At 53.5% G+C, this 20,463-nt stretch carries 18 protein-coding genes; 12 read left to right on the top strand and 6 right to left on the bottom strand.

Features of this window, described 5'->3' with window-relative positions; all coding sequences use genetic code 11:
* Positions 1-202: 202 nt before the first annotated feature.
* The 3 genes from ACTQXI_RS04065 to ACTQXI_RS04055 all read left to right on the top strand — a co-directional run bounded on the left by ACTQXI_RS04065 (position 203) and on the right by ACTQXI_RS04055 (position 2,895).
* The gene (locus ACTQXI_RS04065) at positions 203-1,027 is read left to right on the top strand and encodes a PfkB family carbohydrate kinase (protein WP_441048922.1); all 825 of its coding nucleotides are present in this window, start codon (positions 203-205) and stop codon (positions 1,025-1,027) included.
* Positions 1,020-1,349, top strand: coding sequence for a TIGR04076 family protein (locus tag ACTQXI_RS04060; protein WP_441048923.1), 330 nt, complete (start codon positions 1,020-1,022; stop codon positions 1,347-1,349). Before ACTQXI_RS04065 ends, ACTQXI_RS04060 begins: the two co-directional genes overlap by 8 nt.
* 163 nt (positions 1,350-1,512) lie before the next feature.
* Complete coding sequence (locus ACTQXI_RS04055; protein ID WP_441548369.1) at positions 1,513-2,895, top strand: ATP-binding protein; 1,383 nt, start codon at positions 1,513-1,515, stop codon at positions 2,893-2,895.
* Between the two features lie 154 nt (positions 2,896-3,049).
* On the opposite strand, the gene ACTQXI_RS04050 is transcribed toward ACTQXI_RS04055, so the two are convergent.
* Together ACTQXI_RS04050 and ACTQXI_RS04045 are read right to left on the bottom strand one after the other, a co-directional pair.
* A complete protein-coding gene (locus tag ACTQXI_RS04050) occupies positions 3,050-3,496 on the bottom strand; it encodes a low molecular weight protein-tyrosine-phosphatase (protein WP_441048925.1) in 447 nt (148 codons plus the stop codon).
* 282 nt (positions 3,497-3,778) lie between these two features.
* A complete protein-coding gene (locus tag ACTQXI_RS04045; protein ID WP_441548368.1) occupies positions 3,779-4,975 on the bottom strand; it encodes a site-specific integrase in 1,197 nt (398 codons plus the stop codon).
* 729 nt (positions 4,976-5,704) lie between these two features.
* Between ACTQXI_RS04045 and ACTQXI_RS04040 the strand changes: the two genes are divergently transcribed.
* The gene (locus ACTQXI_RS04040) at positions 5,705-6,013 is read left to right on the top strand and encodes a hypothetical protein (RefSeq protein WP_441548367.1); all 309 of its coding nucleotides are present in this window, start codon (positions 5,705-5,707) and stop codon (positions 6,011-6,013) included.
* 11 nt (positions 6,014-6,024) lie between these two features.
* Entirely contained in the window at positions 6,025-7,299 is a 1,275-nt protein-coding gene (locus tag ACTQXI_RS04035) for a hypothetical protein (RefSeq protein ID WP_441548366.1), read from the top strand.
* Between the two features lie 769 nt (positions 7,300-8,068).
* Here the strand turns inward: ACTQXI_RS04035 and ACTQXI_RS04030 are convergent.
* Positions 8,069-10,243, bottom strand: coding sequence for a phage/plasmid primase, P4 family (locus ACTQXI_RS04030; protein WP_441548365.1), 2,175 nt, complete (start codon positions 10,241-10,243; stop codon positions 8,069-8,071).
* Between the two features lie 456 nt (positions 10,244-10,699).
* Between ACTQXI_RS04030 and ACTQXI_RS04025 the strand changes: the two genes are divergently transcribed.
* Complete coding sequence (locus tag ACTQXI_RS04025; protein ID WP_441548364.1) at positions 10,700-11,260, top strand: recombinase family protein; 561 nt, start codon at positions 10,700-10,702, stop codon at positions 11,258-11,260.
* Between the two features lie 134 nt (positions 11,261-11,394).
* On the opposite strand, the gene ACTQXI_RS04020 is transcribed toward ACTQXI_RS04025, so the two are convergent.
* Entirely contained in the window at positions 11,395-11,880 is a 486-nt protein-coding gene (locus ACTQXI_RS04020; protein WP_441548363.1) for a hypothetical protein, read from the bottom strand.
* Between the two features lie 12 nt (positions 11,881-11,892).
* Positions 11,893-12,105 (bottom strand): hypothetical protein, encoded by a 213-nt coding sequence (locus ACTQXI_RS04015; protein ID WP_329739062.1) that lies wholly within the window; start codon positions 12,103-12,105, stop codon positions 11,893-11,895.
* Between the two features lie 1,050 nt (positions 12,106-13,155).
* Between ACTQXI_RS04015 and ACTQXI_RS04010 the strand changes: the two genes are divergently transcribed.
* The 6 genes from ACTQXI_RS04010 (at position 13,156) to prfA (ending at position 19,548) form a co-directional block, all read left to right on the top strand.
* A complete protein-coding gene (locus tag ACTQXI_RS04010; RefSeq protein WP_441548362.1) occupies positions 13,156-13,866 on the top strand; it encodes an isopentenyl-diphosphate Delta-isomerase in 711 nt (236 codons plus the stop codon).
* Positions 13,867-13,940: 74 nt separating this feature from the next.
* Positions 13,941-15,257, top strand: a complete 1,317-nt coding sequence (locus tag ACTQXI_RS04005) for an ATP-binding protein (RefSeq protein WP_441548361.1) — start codon at positions 13,941-13,943, stop codon at positions 15,255-15,257.
* Positions 15,258-15,382: 125 nt separating this feature from the next.
* Positions 15,383-16,249, top strand: coding sequence for a hypothetical protein (locus ACTQXI_RS04000; protein ID WP_441548360.1), 867 nt, complete (start codon positions 15,383-15,385; stop codon positions 16,247-16,249).
* A gap of 114 nt (positions 16,250-16,363) precedes the next feature.
* A complete protein-coding gene (locus ACTQXI_RS03995) occupies positions 16,364-17,257 on the top strand; it encodes an aldose 1-epimerase family protein (RefSeq protein WP_427719707.1) in 894 nt (297 codons plus the stop codon).
* A gap of 21 nt (positions 17,258-17,278) precedes the next feature.
* Entirely contained in the window at positions 17,279-18,181 is a 903-nt protein-coding gene (locus ACTQXI_RS03990; RefSeq protein ID WP_441048929.1) for a peptidase dimerization domain-containing protein, read from the top strand.
* A gap of 299 nt (positions 18,182-18,480) precedes the next feature.
* A complete protein-coding gene (gene prfA, locus ACTQXI_RS03985) occupies positions 18,481-19,548 on the top strand; it encodes a peptide chain release factor 1 (protein ID WP_154518366.1) in 1,068 nt (355 codons plus the stop codon).
* Positions 19,549-20,059: 511 nt separating this feature from the next.
* Here prfA and ACTQXI_RS03980 read toward each other — a convergent pair.
* A partial coding sequence (locus ACTQXI_RS03980) for a transposase (protein ID WP_441548359.1) occupies positions 20,060-20,463 on the bottom strand: 404 nt, incomplete at its 5' end.

The following is a 20,463-nucleotide window of genomic DNA, read 5'->3' as shown; positions in this document are numbered from 1 at the left end:
CCGTAATCCGGCATAGTTTTGAAATGGCACTGAATAAGTGGCGGCAAATGAGCCGCAATGAAGCAAGCTAGCCCCTCGTTTCCGAAACCTTTCCGCAACAATTTGCCCTTCGTGCCGCTCGACTCCGCTCGCAACGTCCCCTGCGCTACACTTAGTTGCACTGTGGCGCCGTTGCGCCGCGCCCGACCCAAGGGGGACACTCATGAAGAACACTCAGCTGTTGCTGATCAACGATATGTGCGGCTACGGCAAGGTCGCGCTTTCCGCCATGCTGCCGGTGCTGTCGCACATGGGTTACCGTATCCACAATCTGCCGACGGCACTTGTGTCCGATACGCTTAACTATCCCAAGTTCTACATCCACGACACCACGGAGTACGTGCGTCAGAGTCTTGCCATCTGGGAAGAACTCGGCTTTGAGTTCGACGCCATCTCGACCGGCTTTATCGTGACCGAGGAAGAGACGCGCATCATCTCGGACTTTTGCCACCGCCGTGCGCAAAAGGGCACCAAGGTGTTCGTCGACCCCATCATGGGCGACAACGGCAAGCTCTATGCGGGCGTGCCCGAGTCCACGATTGGCCTTATGCGGCACCTGCTGGAGTGCGCAGACTACGCGGTGCCCAACTATACCGAGGCGTGCCTGCTTGCCGATAGGCCTATTGCCGAGCAAATTACGCCCGAAGAGGCCCGCGCCCTTGTGGACGCCGTGCGCGAGCTGGGTGCCAAGTCGGTGGTCATTACGAGCACCGTGGTCAATGGCACGAACGCGGTTATCGGTTACGACCATGTAGCGGGGGAGTACTTTACGATTCCCTTTGAGCTCATTCCGGTCTATTTCCCGGGCACGGGCGATACGTTCTCGGCAGTGCTCGTCGGCCGCGTTATGGCAGGTTGGAGTCTGCAGCGCGCGACGTCCGATGCCATGCGTGTGGTGGCCGAGCTTATCGAGCGCAATGCCGACCAAGAGGACAAGTCGGCCGGTCTTCCCATCGAGGCCTGCTTGGATGTGATTGACCATGAGTAATGCTGGCGAGGGCGACATCAGGCCTGCGGGCGAGAACAAGCCGCTCGGCGCGCCGCGTGGCAAGCGTCCGCGTATCCGCGTGAGCTGCGTGGACCAGTTGGGGACGTGTCGCTGCCACCATGGTCACAAGCCGGGCGACGTCTTCGACTTCGACCGCGATCGCGGCAAGATGTGCGCCATGGCCTGTCACGTTGGCTTTCCCTATATCGACATTCTGCGCTATGGCGGAACTGTGCCCGGCAACGAGCCCGGCACGGCAAAGTTCTGCTGCCCCGAGGTCGATACGCTGAACGTCTGGCTTGCCGAGATCGTCGACGAGTAGTTGAGCGCAATGTGGCAAAGGGACAGTCCATTTGCCACATTCGCCGGTGGTGCCCCATCTTTTTCGCTTATAATCTCAAAACTCTGCATTTCATCCGATTTTAGGTTCTAAAAATTCTGCGTTTCATCGATAATCAAGCGTATAAAACTTTGCATTTCATTTGATGACACTGAGGGGGGAGCCTATGCTGCGCAGGAAAATAGCGGCAGAGCTGGAGCGTTGGCTGAAGTCTTCCGAGCAAAAGGCCTTGTTCATTACGGGTTCTCGCCAGATTGGCAAAAGCTATTCGATTCGCGCATTTGGCAAAGCCAACCATGCAACCTACATCGAGCTTAACCTCATGGAAAACCGCCAGGCAAAAGATGCTCTTCTCGAGGCGCGGGATGCCGATGATTTCATCAGCAGGGTGACGCTTCTTTCGGGAAAGTCGATTGCGCCAGGCAAAACACTCGTGTTTATCGATGAGGTCCAAGAGGCCCCCGACATCATGACGATGGCAAAGTTCCTTGTTGAGGACGGGAGGTGCCGTTGGGCGTTTTCGGGGTCAATGCTCGGGACTCAGTTCAAGGGCGTCAGGTCCTATCCGGTGGGGTATGTCCACGAGCTTAGGATGTTCCCGCTCGATTTTGAGGAGTTTTGCTGGGCAATCGGGGTGAGCGAGGGGGCTCGCCAAACGATACGTGACGCGTGTATCAGCGAGAGGCCCATTCCTGATTACATTCATGACGCGATGATGGCAAACTTCAGGACCTATACCGTTGTCGGCGGAATGCCGGAGGTCGTGCAGCGTTTCCTTGACACGCAGGGCGACCTTGCCTCTGTTCGTCAGCTACAGTCAGAGCTCAATGAACAGTACCGGCGGGATATCTCCAGGTATGCAAGCGGGCGAGCCCTTCAGGTGCAGAGCATCTACGATCAGCTCCCTATTATGCTCGAGGGCGAAAACAAGCGCTTCGTGCTCAATTCCATTGACCCCAAGGCTCACTACGAGAAGTATCAGCGAGATTTTGTATGGCTTGTCGATGCCGGCGTTGCTCTCAAAGCCGATATCGTAAGCGAGCCAAAATCGCCCCTGCTCAAGACGGCACGGCCATCGCAGTTCAAGCTCTATCAATCGGATACGGGCATGTTGATGGCGCGCTACCCCGTTGGAGTCGCCCAAGCGGCGTATCTTGATGGCAAGGAGCCCAATCTGGGCGGCATTTACGAAAACGTGGTGGCCCAGCAGCTGGCTGCCCAAAATCGCCAGCTTTACTACTATCAGACAAAAAAGCGCGGTGAAGTGGACTTTGTGGTCGATGGACCGGATGGGACGGCTGTTCCGATCGAGGTTAAATCGGGCTCCTATTACCACGCGCACGCAGCGCTCGGTCATGTGCTTGATACGGCTGAATATGGCGTAAGGCTCGGGATTGTTTTCTCGAGAGGCAACGTTGAGCGCAACGGAGCAGTTCTCTATTTGCCGCTATATGCGACCTGGGCCCTTTCGGATGTTTTGGGCGACTCCTGCGCCGAGGGGATAAAGCTGGAGGTCAAGCCGGTCTAGGGCTAGTCCCTTTGTCACATTCATGAGCGTGGGTTTTCTCCCGTTTAGAGCGCACTTGAACGCTCAAAGTGGGAGAAAACCCACGCTCATTTTTCATGTGGAAGATTATCCGCGCTTGTTTCGCGCCGAAGGCGTGGCCCGCGACCTCGCTTGCCTACAGCTGCTCGAGCATGGCCGTGCAGCCGGCGAGCACGTCGCGGTACGTGGCATCGAAATTGCCGGTGTACCAGGGATCGGCCACGTCGCCGGGGCGCTCGGTCCAATCGAGCAAGCGCGTAATCTTGCCGTCGGGGTCGTCGCCAAAGATGCGACGCAGGCCACGCGCGTTCTCGTCGTCCATATAGACAATGTGGTCCCAGTCGCCATACTCCGCGCGACGCACCTGGCGTGCGCGGTGGGCGACGACGGGAATCCCGACTTCGCGCAGCTTGGCAACGGTGCCGTGGTGTGGCGGGTTGCCAAGCTCCTCGGTCGAGGTCGCGGCGGAATCGATGACAAACTCCACCTCGCGCCTAGCGCGGCGCACGAGCTCGGTAAACACCGACTCGGCCATCGTCGAGCGGCAGATGTTGCCGTGGCAGATAAACAGTACGCGTTGCATAGGGCGATACCTTTCAATCGATTCCGATGCCTCGATTATCGCAGCCGCAACCCCAATGTGATGTGACGAAGGGGCAGGGTCAAATAGTTATCTCTACCTGCGATAATAACAAGATAAGACCTTTATCCCCAACACTTCTGCTGCATTCAACGAGTTGAATGGCTCTAAAAATCAGTTTTCAATATAGGGTGGAGAATCCACTTCATTAAGGCCAGAAATCAGTCAAAAGTAGAAGCAAAAGTAGTAAAAACGTAGTACGGCTCAAATTTTTACTACCAATGTTTACCTGCGGTTTTGTTCAATAGCAAGCATCTCGTCTTGAATATCTTCAAGCCCAAGATGGGTGTAAACGTTGTAGGTGGTGTTGATATCTGAGTGCCCCATAATGTATCTGAGCTTTGCTGGACTCATGCCAGCGCGTGCCATTCGGCTACAGAAAGTGTGCCTGAGCTGGTGCGGAGTTATATGGGGCAGTTCTTCCTTATAGATGCGGTTGTGCTTAATGATGGCGCGTTTGAGCCTATGCTCCCAATGCAGGGCAACGCATGGCATCTCATTCTTGTCTAGGCATATGAAGCCCCTTACCCCATCGATAACAGGCTCTTCTTTTGGCTGCGCCCTCTGTCCGATGAGACTGTGGAAGGCCTTTTCGACAGAGGCGGTCATGGGGATATACCTCATACCAGATTTTGTTTTGGGCTCTTCAATGTAATACTGCATATCTCTCGCGCGATGGAGTTGCTTTTGAACACGTATACAGTGGCTATCGAAGTCAATGTCATCAAAGGTCAGGCCGCAGTATTCAGAAATTCTGAGTCCAGTGTTCAACAAGATAAAGTAAGTTTCAAAGTAGCGCGAGAAGTGATGATCCGAGCGCATGAACTCAAGGAATAGCCGCTCTTGTCTAACGCTTAACGATTCTCTGGATACCGTATCGTTGACCAGAACATTGATAAGTTCGAAGTTAAAAGGGTTGCGTCTTATAATCCCGCATTCTTCGGCCAGTTGGAAAGCTGGTCTGAGTACGCCTCGGATGCTACAGACGCTGCTATATCCCTTTCCAACATCTTGCTGAAGGTGGATGAGCCATTTCTTTGCATCCAACACCGTAATGTTTGATATTTGGGCCTTGCTGAAGCTGTCTGTTTTCAGGTAATTGGTGACGGTTTTATAGGCGCTAACAGTTGTCTTTCGTACCGCAACCTTGGTCGCAAGGTAGTTCTCAACCAGAGTTATGACGTTCATGTTCTCAGGTGCGATGTGGTCGAAGAGGTCTTTTTGAATCTGCTGTTCTTTCTGCCTTAAGCAGAGGTCTCTCTTTTTGCCGTGTGGCGTTTGGTCGTGAATTGTCAAAGTCCACGAATAGACAAAGCAGGTTTTTCCCATCCAATTGGTGTATTTGAACGAGTAGCGACCGTCTGGGCGCTGGCCTTCTCCGCGATGGAGAACCCGACCCTTGTTATCTTTCCTATTCGACATAGCTTGGATCTCCTTCCAGAGACTCAAGCACGACAACATGATTGTAGCTATGGGGTTGTCTATGCCATGGTTAAAGGGTTCGTTTATTGGGTTAAATCAAAGGAAATGAGGCCTATTTGCCCCGTTGAGGCTGGGGTTGGAGTAAGTGTCCATCGGCGCAATTCCAAGCCTGAATTTCGCTCTCAGCGTGCATTTTTGCTATAGGCTGAGCGGACATCAATTGAAATCGCAGTTTGATGTATTCAAACAGGTGATGCCAAGTGTGGGGCATTGGATATTTGTTGCTCAACATATTCGAAGCCTTGGTGTGTAAAAAGTGTCTTGCATCCCGCTGGCCTATCTCTCACAAGTGATGCTGCTGTCCACCGATAGCATTGAAACATGAGCACCCCGAGAGATTGAGCTGCCGATCTCGCAGAGTGTGGAAATGCAAATTACCGAGGAAAGGGCTCGTTGGCGGATTTGGTGCTCAGGCGGAGAGCCGTGCTTCAGGTTCGATGATAAGATTTAAACCACCACAACCGCAATCATGTTTTACATGAGGGCACTCACAACTTAAGAGAAACGAACCAGTGACTGGGAGGACATCTGTCCTTCTCTCAGGCTGGTTCGCTATACCGAGTGCTGAGCGGTTGTGGTGACTGTGGGTGGATGTCCTCCCAACCGCTGCAACAAGAGGCATCTTTCCATTTAATACGTTCGGTTGTTGTCGGATTAAGGAAGAATGCCATGATTAAGAATCTCACTCAGGAAAGCGGTATCGGCAAGGCACTTTGCATTGTTGGCATCATTGCCATCGTCGTTGGAGTTATCGAATTCTTTTCGGGCGTAGGTGCCATGGCGGATGCATCAGGGTACTTTGAAGAGGTGAGTAAGCTCTCTGCAAATATCCTGCTAATAGGTGCGGCTGGCTCTGCTATCGGTGGGCTTTTCATGCTCGGGTTCAGTGAAGTGGTCAGGTGCCTCAACGAGATTTCCTCAGCCTCTTTCAAGCATGGGAATGTCCAGAATGACCTGCCCAATCTTCCGAAACTCTAGAGGGGGCATCCATGAGCGGATTTAAAGTTGTGTATCGAATTGACCCGACAGACGATACTCCCGAAATAACATGGGAGGAAGGGTGCCCTCTTCTGCTCGATGCACTCCAGATTGCAAGAAACACCGACACAGGCGATGCCTATGTTCAGACGAGGTTTTTGAATATATCGGGTGAGAAAATAAACTCGTTCAAGGTAACGATTACGGTTGTTTACGGTGACGGATCGGAAGAGAACCTATGCCTGAATCCTTTGGATGCCGACATATTTTCAGGAATGACGTATTCCGCTAGGCCCGTTGTTCTTTCAGCGGGTGATGCGATTGCAGCGAGGGTCAAAGTTGAAATTGTGTGTCGGGATTCAGGGCAGTGGGTCTCGCATTTGCCGCTTTCGAAGGTGCGTAAGCCGTGCGCGTTGTCGTTGCCCTCAACGGCTCTTGAGGAACGGGTACGCGAGCTTCGAGAATTAGGGTGCAAGGATTCGCGTAAGGCATCTCTATATTCCATTGAGAGAAATGACGGTTGGACGCTTTGCCCCTGTGGCCAAGTTAACGTTGGGACTAAGCATTGCGTTTCGTGCGGGTTAGACCTTTCGACCTATTCATCAGCACTTGAGGACTTAAAAACGCTCTCGCAAAAGGGGGCGGATCGAAAAGAAAGGGAAGAGGCCGAAAGACAAAAAAGAGATGAGAAACAGGCCGAAACCAAGAAAAAGGCAATCAGGTTCTTCGTGCCAATGCTGCTCATCGGACTCATCCTCTTAATGGTTTGGTATTCGGCTGTGTTTCTTCCTCGGGATAATGCGGAAAAAGGGCTATTGGCATTTGAAGAAAACAACAGTCTGTATGAGTACGATGATTGGGTTGATCTTGACGAGTGGGAAGAAAAATCGACCAATTATACGGAGGAGCTTAATAACTTTACGTCTTTCAACTATTCCAGGCTCTCCGAGGAGTCCAAGTTAAAGGTGCTCAAATTGCTGGCAGAAGAGGAAACGATAGACGCGATATACGGCAGGGTTGTAAGCAACTGGAAGATTGATCCGCCTGAGTTGGAAGTGAGCTTGGCGCTGGATAGCGTTTCGATTGAAGATGATGACGAAAATGGTGGAACCTTTACCGTCACTGTTGAATCTCGTGAACACGCGGGCTGGTATAGTAGCTCGGTTAAACACAAACTATCCTCTTCATTTGAATGCGAATATCAGGCAACATTTGAACCAGATTTAGAGGAGGGCTCTGTTGACATGCATTCGCTTCAGCGCGTTTCCTGTGAGCTGATGTACTAGCCGCAATTGGTTGGTCAGGTCGGCTCGTCAGATTTCAAATCAAATAGGCGATCCGCTGCTTCTTTTTTACGCAAACAGAGGCGGATTTACTTTGTTTGCGAAGGCTATCCAGCAACTTAGAAAGAAATGTCCGATTGCTTAAACGCTGTCCATTGTCAGATGACGATTCCAATTGACACACTTGCTTATGACAGCGCGAGATAGCTAAGAATCTCAAGTGCCCTATCTGCGGATCGCGCGATGTTGAAAGGATTAGCGGGTGGACGATTTTTGCTTCGACTGCCCTCAAGCAGGCTGGCAAACAGTACAAATGAAAATACTGCAAGAATATGTGGTAAATCCCTTGGATAAGGCTTTTTTATAAGATGCGGCGTTTACCGTAAAGCGCCTTATTCCAGAGCCATTTCCTATTCAAAAACGGACGGGCGAATTTTAACTACACGTGATGTTGAGCCCAACTACATAGTGACTACATGGGAAGGCGTAAACACGTTCTGGGTGTAAATACGCCCCCCAATGGCCTGTTTAAAGATGGCTAGCTACCAAGCTGTTCATTGGGAATTGATTAAATGGCCTGTTATGCGTGGAAGGTTTTCGCTAGTTGATTTAGAACGCATAGCACGGCTCTACGCTAACTGTGCATACCCCTACTGGTATCTAGTAGGGGTATCTCTTTTATTTGGATAATATCTATTTAATAACTAATAAAATAGTGTGCTAAACGTTCTATATAGTTATTTAACTGCGAAAATAGCAAACAATATATACATCAAATTGGTGATGCGGAAGCGGTCTTACGTGCTCGTGTGGTGTAGATTCTTACACCGTTTGAGCTCATCGTGCCCAGCCCAGTATGGGCGCACAGCTTCTTTGAGAAGTTGCTCTTCCCGAGGGGCTCGATACCGTTGTCTTTGCACCATGAATTATATGAAGCGTAGACGCTAGTGTTTGTCTTTCCCACAAACGAGGTTCCATCAGACTTTGTTCCATCAAAGAAGGCACGAACCGAATCGTTGTCGTTAACGATTTCTTGAGCCATCTTCTTGGATAGCGCATTTGCGGTTAGGGACATGTTTGCCCTGCATCGACAAAGAGCTTCGATAGCCTTTGTCAGGGCGTATTCCATACAGGTTTCCTCCTTCAATTTTTCGCTGAGATTTGGGTCAAATCCAGCATTAGAAGGAGTGAACCTAGCCAACAAAGGTATCGGATGGATTCTTCTTTCAAAACCGTATGTTCCGTCTGCGAACTTTGGTATCTCATTGCATGAGTAAATCAAGGTCGCATAAGGCTTGAATTGGAACGTTGCGCCTCCCTTGTACTGATCGTTCACTGTGTCTCCAGTCACGAATTTCTTCATGACGGCACAGGCTTTTCCATTGACGTAGTCGTTAGAGATGTCATCTCCGATTAGAGCGAGCTTGCCCATTGTGGGAACGAGCTGAAATTTCTCGCCCAAATCGCAGATAGAAAGAGAGAAACAATTGTCTTCTCCGAGCATATGCCTAAGCATGTCAAGTAACGTGCTTTTACCATTTGCTCCAGAGCCCTGAAGCAATATCATTCGCGAAACGTCATGACCGCGATAGAGAGCCAACCCGAACATCTCCCAGAGGTTTGCGACGACAGCCTCGTTGTTCTGGGCGATACTGTAGATAGTAGAATCTACAAGCTCAGACTTTGCTTCGGGATTCCAATTATGAGGGATTTCGTTAAGGAGTAGATAATCGCATGGGTTGTCTACTAGCTGTCCTGTATCGATATCTAGCACGCCGTTTTTAAAACGAATGAATCTTGGATCCGCTTGGCGCTTGTTTGGAGCCATCAAATGAAGGTAGTCCATCACCTCCTTGCGGTAACTACCTCTTGCATCCTTTCGATTGTTCAAAATGGCACGGTAGATGGCATTCTGACCGTACTCATAGTTACCCTTAACCTTAATTGCGGGCGTTCCTTCAACGAAGCAGGCATCTTGTTGATTTATCAGTAAATCACCCATTTCGTTGAAGCCAAGCACCTCGTCCTTTTCAGCCGCTTGCTCCTTGGGACATTTTTCTAGGAACGTCTCAAGATATGAATCTGCATTGACTTCTGTATAGAGTAGTTGTTGAGTATTCACGCCGCGAGTGGCACCAGCAAGGCGAGTCAGTCTTGACGGGTTCTTGTTCGCAGAGTCGCAGGGGCTTCCATATTTGGCCTCAAGCGCTCCGTGCAGCTCTACCACCTTGCGCTTGTAGTCTTTTGCGTTTGATGCGTCGACACGCACGATGGCATGAACGGATTTATTGCCAGAATCTGTCATAGACAGAATGGGCAGGCCAGAGTCGAGCAGCCGTTCGATTTGTTCTTCTTTTGAGATGTCATCGTACTCGATAAGAGCATTTCGAAATGAAGTGACATTCTCGTTTAGACGTCGCCCTACCTTCATCGGGTTTACGCAAAATAGGATTCCTGCCTGCGAGTTGTATTCAGGGAACACTTCTTCAATCGAGTTAGCGTTTCGCAGCTTTTCAATCAGCTTGTAAGCATTGTGGAATTCGGGCTTTCCATTTGGGAGCCACTTTCCCTCATCGCTTTTGTGAAAATGCGTGTTGAAACAGATGATATCGCTAGCTGAAAACAATGCCTCAAGCTGGAGTGCGGCCTGCTCGGCACTGGAAAGATCGGCAGATATTTGTTGAGGGGGATTTCCTTTGCGCTCGGTTCCTAGCGGTTTATTGGAGTCCCAATTTAAGACATTGCGGATAAGGCGATTGATTTCATCGTCTTCCATTGGAGGGTTGCAGCGTGTTTTATTTGCTTGATGCATCAAATCGGCAATCGTTGAAGAGCTCTTATGCTCCTTTTTTAGTTGGACACCATAGGAGAAGATGGTCAAATTGCGCTTGCCTTCGTTAATAGTCGTGGGGAGCGAATCGGTCGCCTTGGAATTGATTTCTGCCATATATTTGATTCCTTCCAAAGAGTAAATAGGTCTTTGAGCAGGTAAAAACTGCTTTTTGTTGTTTAACGGTGTTGAGACACATGTCTCTTGTTCCTTGCGTGTGAGCTATTTGACTTACGTTTTGACTAGCGGGCTATTTACATATCCTGAAAAGTGGTGGGTTGTTTTGCCTAGGCATGAGGCCTCCTAACAAATTGATAAAACGTTTTAACTGTTTATGAGTATAACTGAAATGTGAAGAAAAACAAGAGAAAATATGGAAAATCTTGTTTGGTAGTTGACAAAAGAAATAGAAGATGGATTCAAACAGCCTTAAAACTAAGCAGAATGTGGGCAGAAAAAAGTTTTGTCAAAAGAGAACGAAGTCTAAAAAACATTTGATTTTTAGACTGCTGTTTCTTGCAATGTTCGCCCAGTTAAATTAGTCTAATAATATAGTCTAAAAAGGAGGGGCAAATGAAGTATGGCTATGGCAGGGTTAGCACTGGCAAAGATGCTCAGAAGTTTGACCGTCAAGAGGATCAGCTAAAAGATGCAGGATGTGAACTCATTTTTCTTGAGCGCGTTAGCGGTACTTCAAAAAATAAACCCGAGTTGCAAAGGTTGCTGAGCGAACTTCAGGATGGGGACGAATTGGTGTGTGTCTCTATTGACCGTTTGGGTCGCTCAACCCAGCAGGTGTTGAGTCTCGTTAATAAGCTGGAAGAAATGGGAGTTGGCTTAACGAGTCTTAAAGAAGGATTTCAGGCAAACACACCACAGGGAAGATTTTTTCTTACTATCGTTGCTGCATTCTCTGAACTTGAAGTAGAAATGTGCCGCAGCAGAGTGAACGATGGCCTAGAGGCAGCAAGGCGCAGGGGCAAGAAGTTGGGGAGGCCTCGTAGGGATATGGATACTGCAATTAAGATGTGGCAGTCCAAGGATTTCTCCATTACCGAAATATGCGAGGCAGTTGGTTGTTCGAGGCAGACGTTATATAACGCCATAGGTAGGGCGGGTGTTTCGAGAGATTGACGGCATAAAAAAGGGGGGCCGATTTTGATGTGGCCCCCTGGGGTTGTAGTTTGGCTGCAATCGTGCCGCTCAACATGAAATGCTCGGTGGGTAATGCAGAAGGGTGTTTTACCCGAACTGCCTTTGGATCAATTCTATTCGAGGCTGCTCCAAGTTTTTCCATTATCGGTTGAATAGGAATCGAGCTCTCCGTCTCCATCGCTATCCACGGCTTTGTTGCCCTTGCTGTCAGCAATTGCTCCAGTTCCATCGGCATTTTTATGAATGGCGTACTCCCCATCGGTGTCGATGTAGTCTGTGCCACCGTCTTCCGAGTCTGACTTTAGATACGTTTTGCCATCATCTGTATCAACCCAATCATCCTCATCTAATAATGTGCTCGACGATGAGCTGGAGTGAGAAGAATAATCATCATCGTCCTCAGCGTCTTCATCATTTTCATCATAGGCGGCAGAAGAAGAGGAGCTTGACGAATCATTGAAAGAATTCAATATGCAAGCACAGCTGGTGATGTATAGGGCACAAAGAAGGCAGACGGCAAGCATAGGCAGCAATACCTTTTTAAAGCGCGTCGCAAACTTCGCGCTTTCACTTTCGGTGCCAGTGTTTTCGTCCGTCATGGGTGTCATCCCTTACGCATCGTAGTCTTCGCGGAATCCGCAATTCTGGCAGTAATACGTCTTTTTCTTCTTGCCAAGTGCTCCGCCCACGAGGCCAATGGGGCCTAAAAGCAGACCTCCAGCGGCGGCTTTTCCCACACTGAAGCCTTTATTAGATTCTCCTGTGCATTTCCAACCTGTGCGTTCTCCGCAAGATGGGCATTGTGCTGGTGCTTTGTTTGCCATAAAAATCATCCTTTCTCTGGCGATCGGTGCATCAACGTCTTTATGACTTCAAGTATTTCTTTTCAAGACGTCTGTGAATTAAATGCTATCGGTGTGAACTGACACCGATTTCGCAGCTTGGGGTTAACGGACGAGGGCCACGTTTTATTCATCGTGATAACGGAATTGTTGTGCAGCAAATTGAACTTTTTGAGAGATGAAAGCTATGTGTTTGTGCACGATGCGTTCTCCTTCCATTGGCGTGACGGAAACTGCGGAAGGAGACTCATCCGAAGAGCGGATGTGCAGCACGAAAAGGAGGAGTATCCACCCACAGTTGCTACACAGCTCCGAGCGCCTCGCAATAGCACGAACCAGCAAGGAGAAAGGGCAAATACCCCTCCTTGTCGCTGGTTGAGTGTCTTCAGTTGTGAAGCGCGAGCATTAAAAAATGCTAGAGCTGTGTAGCAGGTACAACTCTAGCATGCTGATAAGTTATTTAATCTACTGACCTGTTGAACGGTCGAAAAAGTAGGCTGTTGTGAAAAGCGGAACCATCTGACCTGTCGTGCCTGAGCCTCTATGAGTAGTAAAAAGGTAGTAGGTCAGATGATTTGAATGGTTAATATGCCTGATAATCAGCGGTTACCTCGTCGAGCGGCAGATGTTGCCGTGGCAGATAAACAGTACGCGTTGCATAGGGCGATACCTTTCATATAGAAGGCTGCTAAAGAGTCGAAGCCGGGCGCATGCCAAGTTTTATTTCTTGGCCAGTTTGAAGTAGCGCTCAAATATCAATTCGAAAACGTAATAGAACATCAATCGGCTGTCGAGGTCCATGCTGCCCAAGCGGATTTCTTTTTGCACGGTGTAGATGGGGTAGTCGGCTAGTTTCGAGAGGGAATTTCGAGAAAAGCAAGTGCGTGAAGCATGACACCGAGAACAGGCACATGAGCAGCGCCAAGCTAATGTGACAAAGAGGCAGTCCCTTTGTCGCAGGCTGCGCTTGCCTGTATAGTCGCAATACAGGCGAAGATGGTCTCAGGTACATCGCGGGCGACAGGGGACCCCATGGGTGTGCACACGACAAAGATTGCAGTGGGCGAGGGCAAGTTTGCGCTCATGGCCCAGCTGACGGTGACGCCGCGAGATATGGCGGTGTACGCCTGCTCGCCGGAGTTCGCGCACCTGGGCGCCACGGCACAGGCCATTCCGCGTCCCGAGCCCGGCCGCATCGAGGCCCATGCCGGCGAGGGTATTCTGCATCAGGCATTTCTGACGCTTCTGGTAGAGGGCCGGGGCGAAGACGCGCGCCTGCTGCTCTGTCGCCGCAGTCCGCTCAAGCGCCTGTGGGGCGGGGTGCTGGCCGATAGCTGCGCCGGCCATCCGCTTCCCGGGGAAGACGTCGCGGCCGCCACGGCGCGCCGCATTAACGAAGAGCTTGGCATTACGCGCGAGCCCGATCAGCTCGAGCACCTCGGACACGTGGTGTACCGCGAGGACCACGGCGACGGTCGCTGCGAGTGCGAATGGTGTGAGGTCTACCTTGCCCATGTTGAGCCGGGCGAGCTGCATATCAACCAAGAGGAGATCTCGGAGGTGCGCCGCGTGGCCCCGTCCGAGCTCGACGGCTACCTGCAGGGTCACCCCGAGCAGCTGGCCCCTTGGCTCCGCGAGGCCCTCGAGGCCCCTCCATTCGCGCTGCCCTCGCGATGTGACAAAGGGGCAGTCCGTTTGTCACATTCCATGCCTTATAAACTTGCAATTTCTGCAAGTTTCTAAGGTAACATCTTATAAACTTGCAAAAAATGCAAGTTTATAAGATTTCATGTCTGGTCGGGCGCTAGGGAGACTCTATGGATATCGTTCGCCGAAGCCGTTATCTTGATCGACTCATTGCTTTTCAGGATACCGACCTCATCAAAATCGTGACGGGCATACGCCGTTGTGGCAAATCAACGTTATTGGACATGATGAGGGACTATCTGGCGCAACAGGGGGTGCCAGCCGAGCGTTTGCTGACCTTTAAGATGGAATCTCTAGAGTACGCGGGAATTACGGATTATCTGACGTTTTATCGTATGGTTCGGGAGCGCATCGACGGCATCGATCATCCCTACCTGTTCTTTGACGAGCTCCAGAATGTCGAAGGTTGGGAAAAGGCGGTCAACTCGCTCCGAGTGGATTTGCCGTGCGATATCTATGTCACGGGCTCCAATGCCTTTTTGCTATCGAGCGAGCTCGCAACGCTTATCTCGGGTCGATATGTCGAGGTCAAGATGCAGCCTCTCACGTTTGGCGAATATCTTGATTTTCGCTCGATTGATGCGGTCGCCGCTGAAGGGCTTGGTGAGAGGGTCGAACTTGTTTCCAAGACGGGCGATCGCCTTAATTCAAATACCGTGCTTGAGCAGTACATAACCTATGGCGGCATGCCGTTTCTGGCCCATGATGAGCCGAGACGTGAGCTGTGTCGCGACTATATCCGTAGCCTCTACCAGACGATCGTCGCGCGCGATATCCTGTCGCGTGTGACGCGTAGGGGTCGCGGAGCTATCACCAAGCGCGATGTTCTCGAGCGGCTCTGTGCGTATCTGGCAGACAACATCTCCAACCAAACCTCGGTCAACAAAATCGTAGGGACGCTCAACGAATCAGCGGGCGGTAAGACCAACGCATCGACGGTGTCGGCATATATTGACGCTCTGGAAGAGACGTACCTGTTTACCAAAGTAAAAAGGTATGACATCAAGGGGCGGGAGCTTCTTAAGACAGGCGGTAAATATTACATAGCTGATACGGGAATTCGCAGCTATCTTGACGGATATAGAGGTAACGATAGCGGAAGGATGCTCGAGAACGTTATCTACAACCAGCTTGTCTTTGAAGGATACGAAGTGTTTTGCGGCCATCTACGCGCGGGGGAAATCGACTTTGTCGCAATCGGCGAGGGGTCAGACCGCAAATATATCCAGGTTATCGAACGGATCGATGCCGAGGCGACGAGGGAACGCGAGCTGCGACCGCTCAAGCTAAGCACGCTAGGAAAAATTCCTGATTCGTATGAGAAGATCCTGATTGTCAGGGATGGCGACCATCCAACGGACATCGATGGCATCAGAATCGTGGGGGCAGTCGACTTCTTGTTGAGAAATAATATTACCCGCGGCTAAACGTAAACAGATCCGTTTCGATGCGACAAAGGAGCAGTCCTTTTCGCATTCCGTGCGAGCCCTCGTGCCGTCTGGGGGTATAAGGCTAGCAAGTGTTTATTTGCGAGGCCTAAGGGGCGCCCCGTATGGATATCGATAACTTTGAATGGTGGTATAGCGAGGGCGAGGTTCCGGACGAGGAGTGGGACGAGCCCGCGCCGCATGACGTGTCGAGCGACGAGGACGAGAGCGGCGACGATGCCGTCGAGACGGACGCCGCTTCCGACTCGGCCGAACCCCTAACCTTTGAACAGGCCTGGGCCCAGGCTGAGGCCGACGAGGCAAAGGCCGACGCCACGGCCACACTGGGTGAGCCGGCCGACATGTCCATCTCGCCGGCAAGGACCCCACAGCCGCGTCACACTATCGACCCCGACAGCACGGCATCCTTTAGCATTCTCGACGTGCCCGCGCAGGGCGCCCAGGCACCTGCGCCCACGCATCGCCCCGATCTGGCTCGCGAGGAAGGCGCGGGCCGGCGCTCTCCGCTCGGCCCCATCCTCATCGCCTTCATGGCCGGCGTTATCGCCTGCTCGGCAATCGGCAGCGTTTGGAGCCATGTTGAGCAGCAGCGCCAAGACGCCGCCGAGGTCGAGATCTCCGTCGAACAATCGCTCAACCGTACGCGCTCGGTGCATGTGTCGGTCGAGGTCAAGGACGGCGCGACGTGGGATACCGCGCGCGGCGACAGCCAGATGCTCATTCATATCGTGGGCCGCACGCTCAAGGGACAAGCGATCGACGAGCACCAATACGTCAATTCCGAAGGTGACGGTATCGAGCTCAAGCCCGGCGACTACGAACTTACGGTCGATGAGCCACCTGTCGCCACCGACGGCACGCGTTTTCGTGCCTCGAAAAGAATGGTTCCCGCGAGCTTTAACTCGCGGGCGCCCGATACGGTCGACACCACCTCGCAGGGCGGGTTTGACCTTTACGTGGATACCCAGTAGGCGCTCGCCGCCCATTTCCGCTATGGCTACTCAATAATCGCCTGCCGTCCCGTCCCGCCGCCAAGAGTGGGACAATAGTCCTCGACACTATTGTTTACTTTTGGAGGAAGTAGCATGTCTACCGTCACTACCATCAGGCGCGGCGGCCTCACCGCGGCCATCGATTCCATGGGCGCCCAGCTCACGAGCCTTGCCCTCAACGGCAACGAGTATCTGTGGCAGGGCGATCCCGCTTTTTGGGGCAAGCATGCGCCCATCCTGTTCCCCATTGTGGGCTCGCTGCGCAACAACACGGCGACGTCTGCGGCCGGCAGCTGCGAGATGGCGCGCCACGGCATCGCGCGTATCGTGGAGCACAAGCTGGTCGAGGTGTCGGAGGACGGTTCGTCCGTTACCTACGAGATCACCGATACGCCCGAGTCGCTCAAGGCCTTCCCGTTCCACTTTAAGCTCAACATGACCTATGCCCTGACTGGCGACGCCACTCTTACGCAGACCTTTGCCGTCACCAACACCGGCGACGTGGACCTGCCGTTTTCGGTGGGCGGCCACCCCGCATTTAACGTGCCCGTTCCCGGTGCCGAGGACGAGGCGTTCGAGGATTACGAGCTGGCGTTTACCGAGGCTTGGACTAACGAGGCCCCCATCATCACGCCCGATGGCCTTATGACGTTCGAGGGAAGCTACAAGGCTCCCGATAACTCGGACGTGCTGCCCATCACACACCGTAGCTTCGACAACGACGCCATCATGTTCACCGATACCCCGGGCTCCACGCTCACGCTGCGCAGTCGCAAGTCGGGCCACGGCGTCAAGATTGACTTTGAGGGCTTTAAGTACATTGGCGTGTGGTCTGCCGCCAACGACGCCCCGTTCGTGGCGCTCGAGCCTTGGACCGGACATACCACCATGGACACCGAGGACGACGTCTTCGAGCACAAGGTCAACACCATCACCTTGGCTCCCGGTGCCACCGACAAGCGCGCCTTCGAGGTTACGCTGCTCTAGAGAGCGGGGGCCATCGGCCGCGTGCTCGAGGAGCGCGGCGTTGAACTTGAATACCTGATCGACGAGGGTGACTACCGTATTGTTTCGGCTGCCGAGTACGGCGCGGGCGAGGGCTGGCTTATGCATGCCGACCTTGCCGAGAAGGGCTATGCCGATATCGTGCTCAAGACGAAGAGCGAAGGCGGACATTCGTCCAACCCCTACGGCGGCACATCGCTCGAGGTATTGAGCCGCGCTATCGCCGCAATCTGCGATATCGAGTGGCCGACGCGCGTGACCGATCTGCTTGCCGCGCAGCTTGTCGAGTTGGGGCTCTACACGGCGGATGAGATTGCCGCCAACGGAGGCGTCATTGTTCGCGACTGCCTCGCCAGCAACAAGCTCTATCCGCTCGTGACCACTACCTGTGCGCCCACGCAGATTGAGGGCGGCAGCACTGGTGCTAACGTGATGCCGCAGGATATGTGGGCCAATATTAACTTCCGCATGCTTGAGGGCACGGGCGTGGCTGATGTTGTTGACCGTTGCCGTGAGGCCGTTGCCGCGGCGGGCCTCACCGGGCGCGTGGGGGTCGAACTTGGCCCCGGCAGCTCCGAGCCCTCGCCGTCCCCACGTGTTGGCGGACCGGGGCTCGAGGCCGTTCGCACTATTGCCGCCCGCTACTTTCGTGATCCAAAGGGGGCGGAGGAAAACGTACCGAACGCGGCGGGCGGGGCCGCTGTCGGCATTGTGCCCTCAACTGTGATCGGTGCCACCGATGCGGCTAACTATCAGCGTATTTGCTCTGAATGCATTCGCTTTTCGGCGTTTGTGGTCGACGATGACGAGTGCGATCGCGGTGTCCACGGCACCAACGAGCGCATTACCCGCCGTGCCTACCTCCAAGGTGTCCACTTTTTCATCGCTCTGCTTCAAACGCTCTAGAATGTGACAAAGCGACAGTCCCTTTGTTAGCCGTTGTAGTCGTTGGGGACGTTCTTAAACGACTCGTCGTTAAGGAACGTCCCCAACGACTACGTCCACGCATTCCGTGCGGGTTATATGCAGGTTTGCCTGCGCACGCTATCATATATGGGTTAGACCGCAACTATGTACCCTATACGCGAAGGGATGCGCATGTATCTGAAAATCGACATGTTCTAGCTGGGCTTACCCCGCAACGGCGCCATGCGCCCCATCAATTCCGCCGATTTTCACCTTCACGCATATAAAGGAGTTCCGCCATGCGCGACAAGCTCGAAAAGATCATCAAGGCCTACGAGGAGCTCGAGAAGAAGCTTTCCGACCCGGCCGTCGCCTCCGACATCAAGGAGTTCACGCGTCTCAACAAGGAGTACGCGCACCAGTCCGACCTCATTGCCGCTGCGCGCGAGTACATCGGCGCGCTCGACGACATCGAGGCTGCCAAAGAAATGCTCCGTGACACTACCGATGCCGACGAGAAGGAGATGCTCCAGATGGACATCTCCGAGAACGAGGACAAACTTCCCCAGCTCGAGGAAGACATCAAGTACATGCTCATCCCGAGTGACCCCAATGACGACAAGAACACCATCGTCGAGATCCGCTCCGCCGCAGGTGGCGACGAGGCGGCCATTTTCGCCGGTGACCTGTACAAGATGTACCAACGCTTCTGCGAGTCGCGTGGCTGGAAGACCACCGTGCTCGACTCCAGCCCCAGCGAGGCCGGCGGTTTTAAGTCCATCGAGTTCAAGGTCGAGGGCGACCGTGTCTACTCCGTCATGAAGTTCGAGTCCGGCGTGCACCGTGTCCAGCGCGTTCCCAAGACCGAGTCCCAGGGCCGCATCCAGACCTCCACGGCAACTGTCGCCGTGCTTCCCGAGGCCGAGGAGATCGACGTTCAGATCAACCAGTCCGACCTGCGCATCGATACCTACTGTGCCTCCGGTCCTGGCGGTCAGTGCGTTAACACCACCTACTCCGCCGTGCGCATTACCCACCTGCCCACCAATACCGTGGTGCAGTCGCAGGAGCAGCGTTCCCAGATTCAAAACCGCGAGGTCTGCATGCAGATGCTGCGTGCCCGTCTGTACGAGATGGAACTCGAGAAGCAGCAGGCCGAGCTCGGCGCCGAGCGCCAGAGCCAGATTGGCCACGGAAACCGTTCCGAGAAGATCCGTACTTACAACCAGCCCCAGGACCGCGTGACCGACCACCGTATCGGTTTCAACTCCACCTACAACGGCGTCCTTCTGGGCGACCAACTCGGTGCCGTCATCGAGGCGCTTGCCGCCGCCGAGCGTGCCGAGAAGCTGGCACAGGCCGTGTAGTAGGTTCCGCCGTTCTACCGAACGGCGGACCGGTCGACGCTGCGCGCCGCCCAGGGCGACAATTTGTCATTCAAAAGGCAAGGCATGACCAGAAGGTCTATGCCTTGCCTTTTTCATGCCAACTTGTTCGCTCTGGACGTCGCTCGCTGTCCATCCTCTACCTGCGGCGTTGCCTTGCTCCGGATGCGGCACTTGGGGACGTTCCTCACTTTGGAAATGCGGCCCGCTCGCTCATATGACCCAATCCGCTGTCAAGAGCCACAATGGCCCCGCCGACCGCTTGCAATCGGTCGGCGGGGCCTGCCGTTGAACCCGTCCCGGTCCGCCCCCGGCATGTCATCGACGCCTTCGGCTCAGTCTCATATCCGCGGATACCGTTCTGTCGGCCCGCACTCCATTCCTTCGGCGGGGTTCCCCAAGTCTGTCGAGGCGCATGCGGAGGGCTCCGCGCGCACAGCGAAATAGGGGGTATCCCCGAAGGCCGCCCGGCTCGCCGGGACGGGGGCTATGTCTATTCCGCGCCCTCCCGGCACATCATGCCGAGGGCCCAGAGCCACCTCACGAGCTCGGCCGCGGTGGCCGCGTTGGCCTTCGCCGCGGGCATGCCGCGGGCGAGCATCTCCTCGCGCCGCCGCAGGAGCCGCTCGGACCCCTTCCTCCCGTGCATCCTTATCTCGAGGGGCACGCCCGTGTCCCTCGGCATGAGCTTCGGCTGGTGCCGTGCCGCGGCGTAGCACCATGAGCCCTCAACGGCCAGCTTCCTCACGAGCGCGTTGCCCGCACCGCTGATGCCTCCGAGCCGCACGGAGTCGCCACTCGACCTCTGACTCGGCGCGAGGCCGAAATAGGCCGTGACCTGCCTTCCGGAACGGAACCTCGTGAAGTCGCCGACCTCGGCCGAGAAGGCTGCGGCCA

The organism is Collinsella sp. LCP19S3_C9, assembly GCF_052121575.1.
Lineage (GTDB): Bacteria > Actinomycetota > Coriobacteriia > Coriobacteriales > Coriobacteriaceae > Collinsella.
This window is presented reverse-complemented; position numbering and strand designations above follow the sequence as displayed.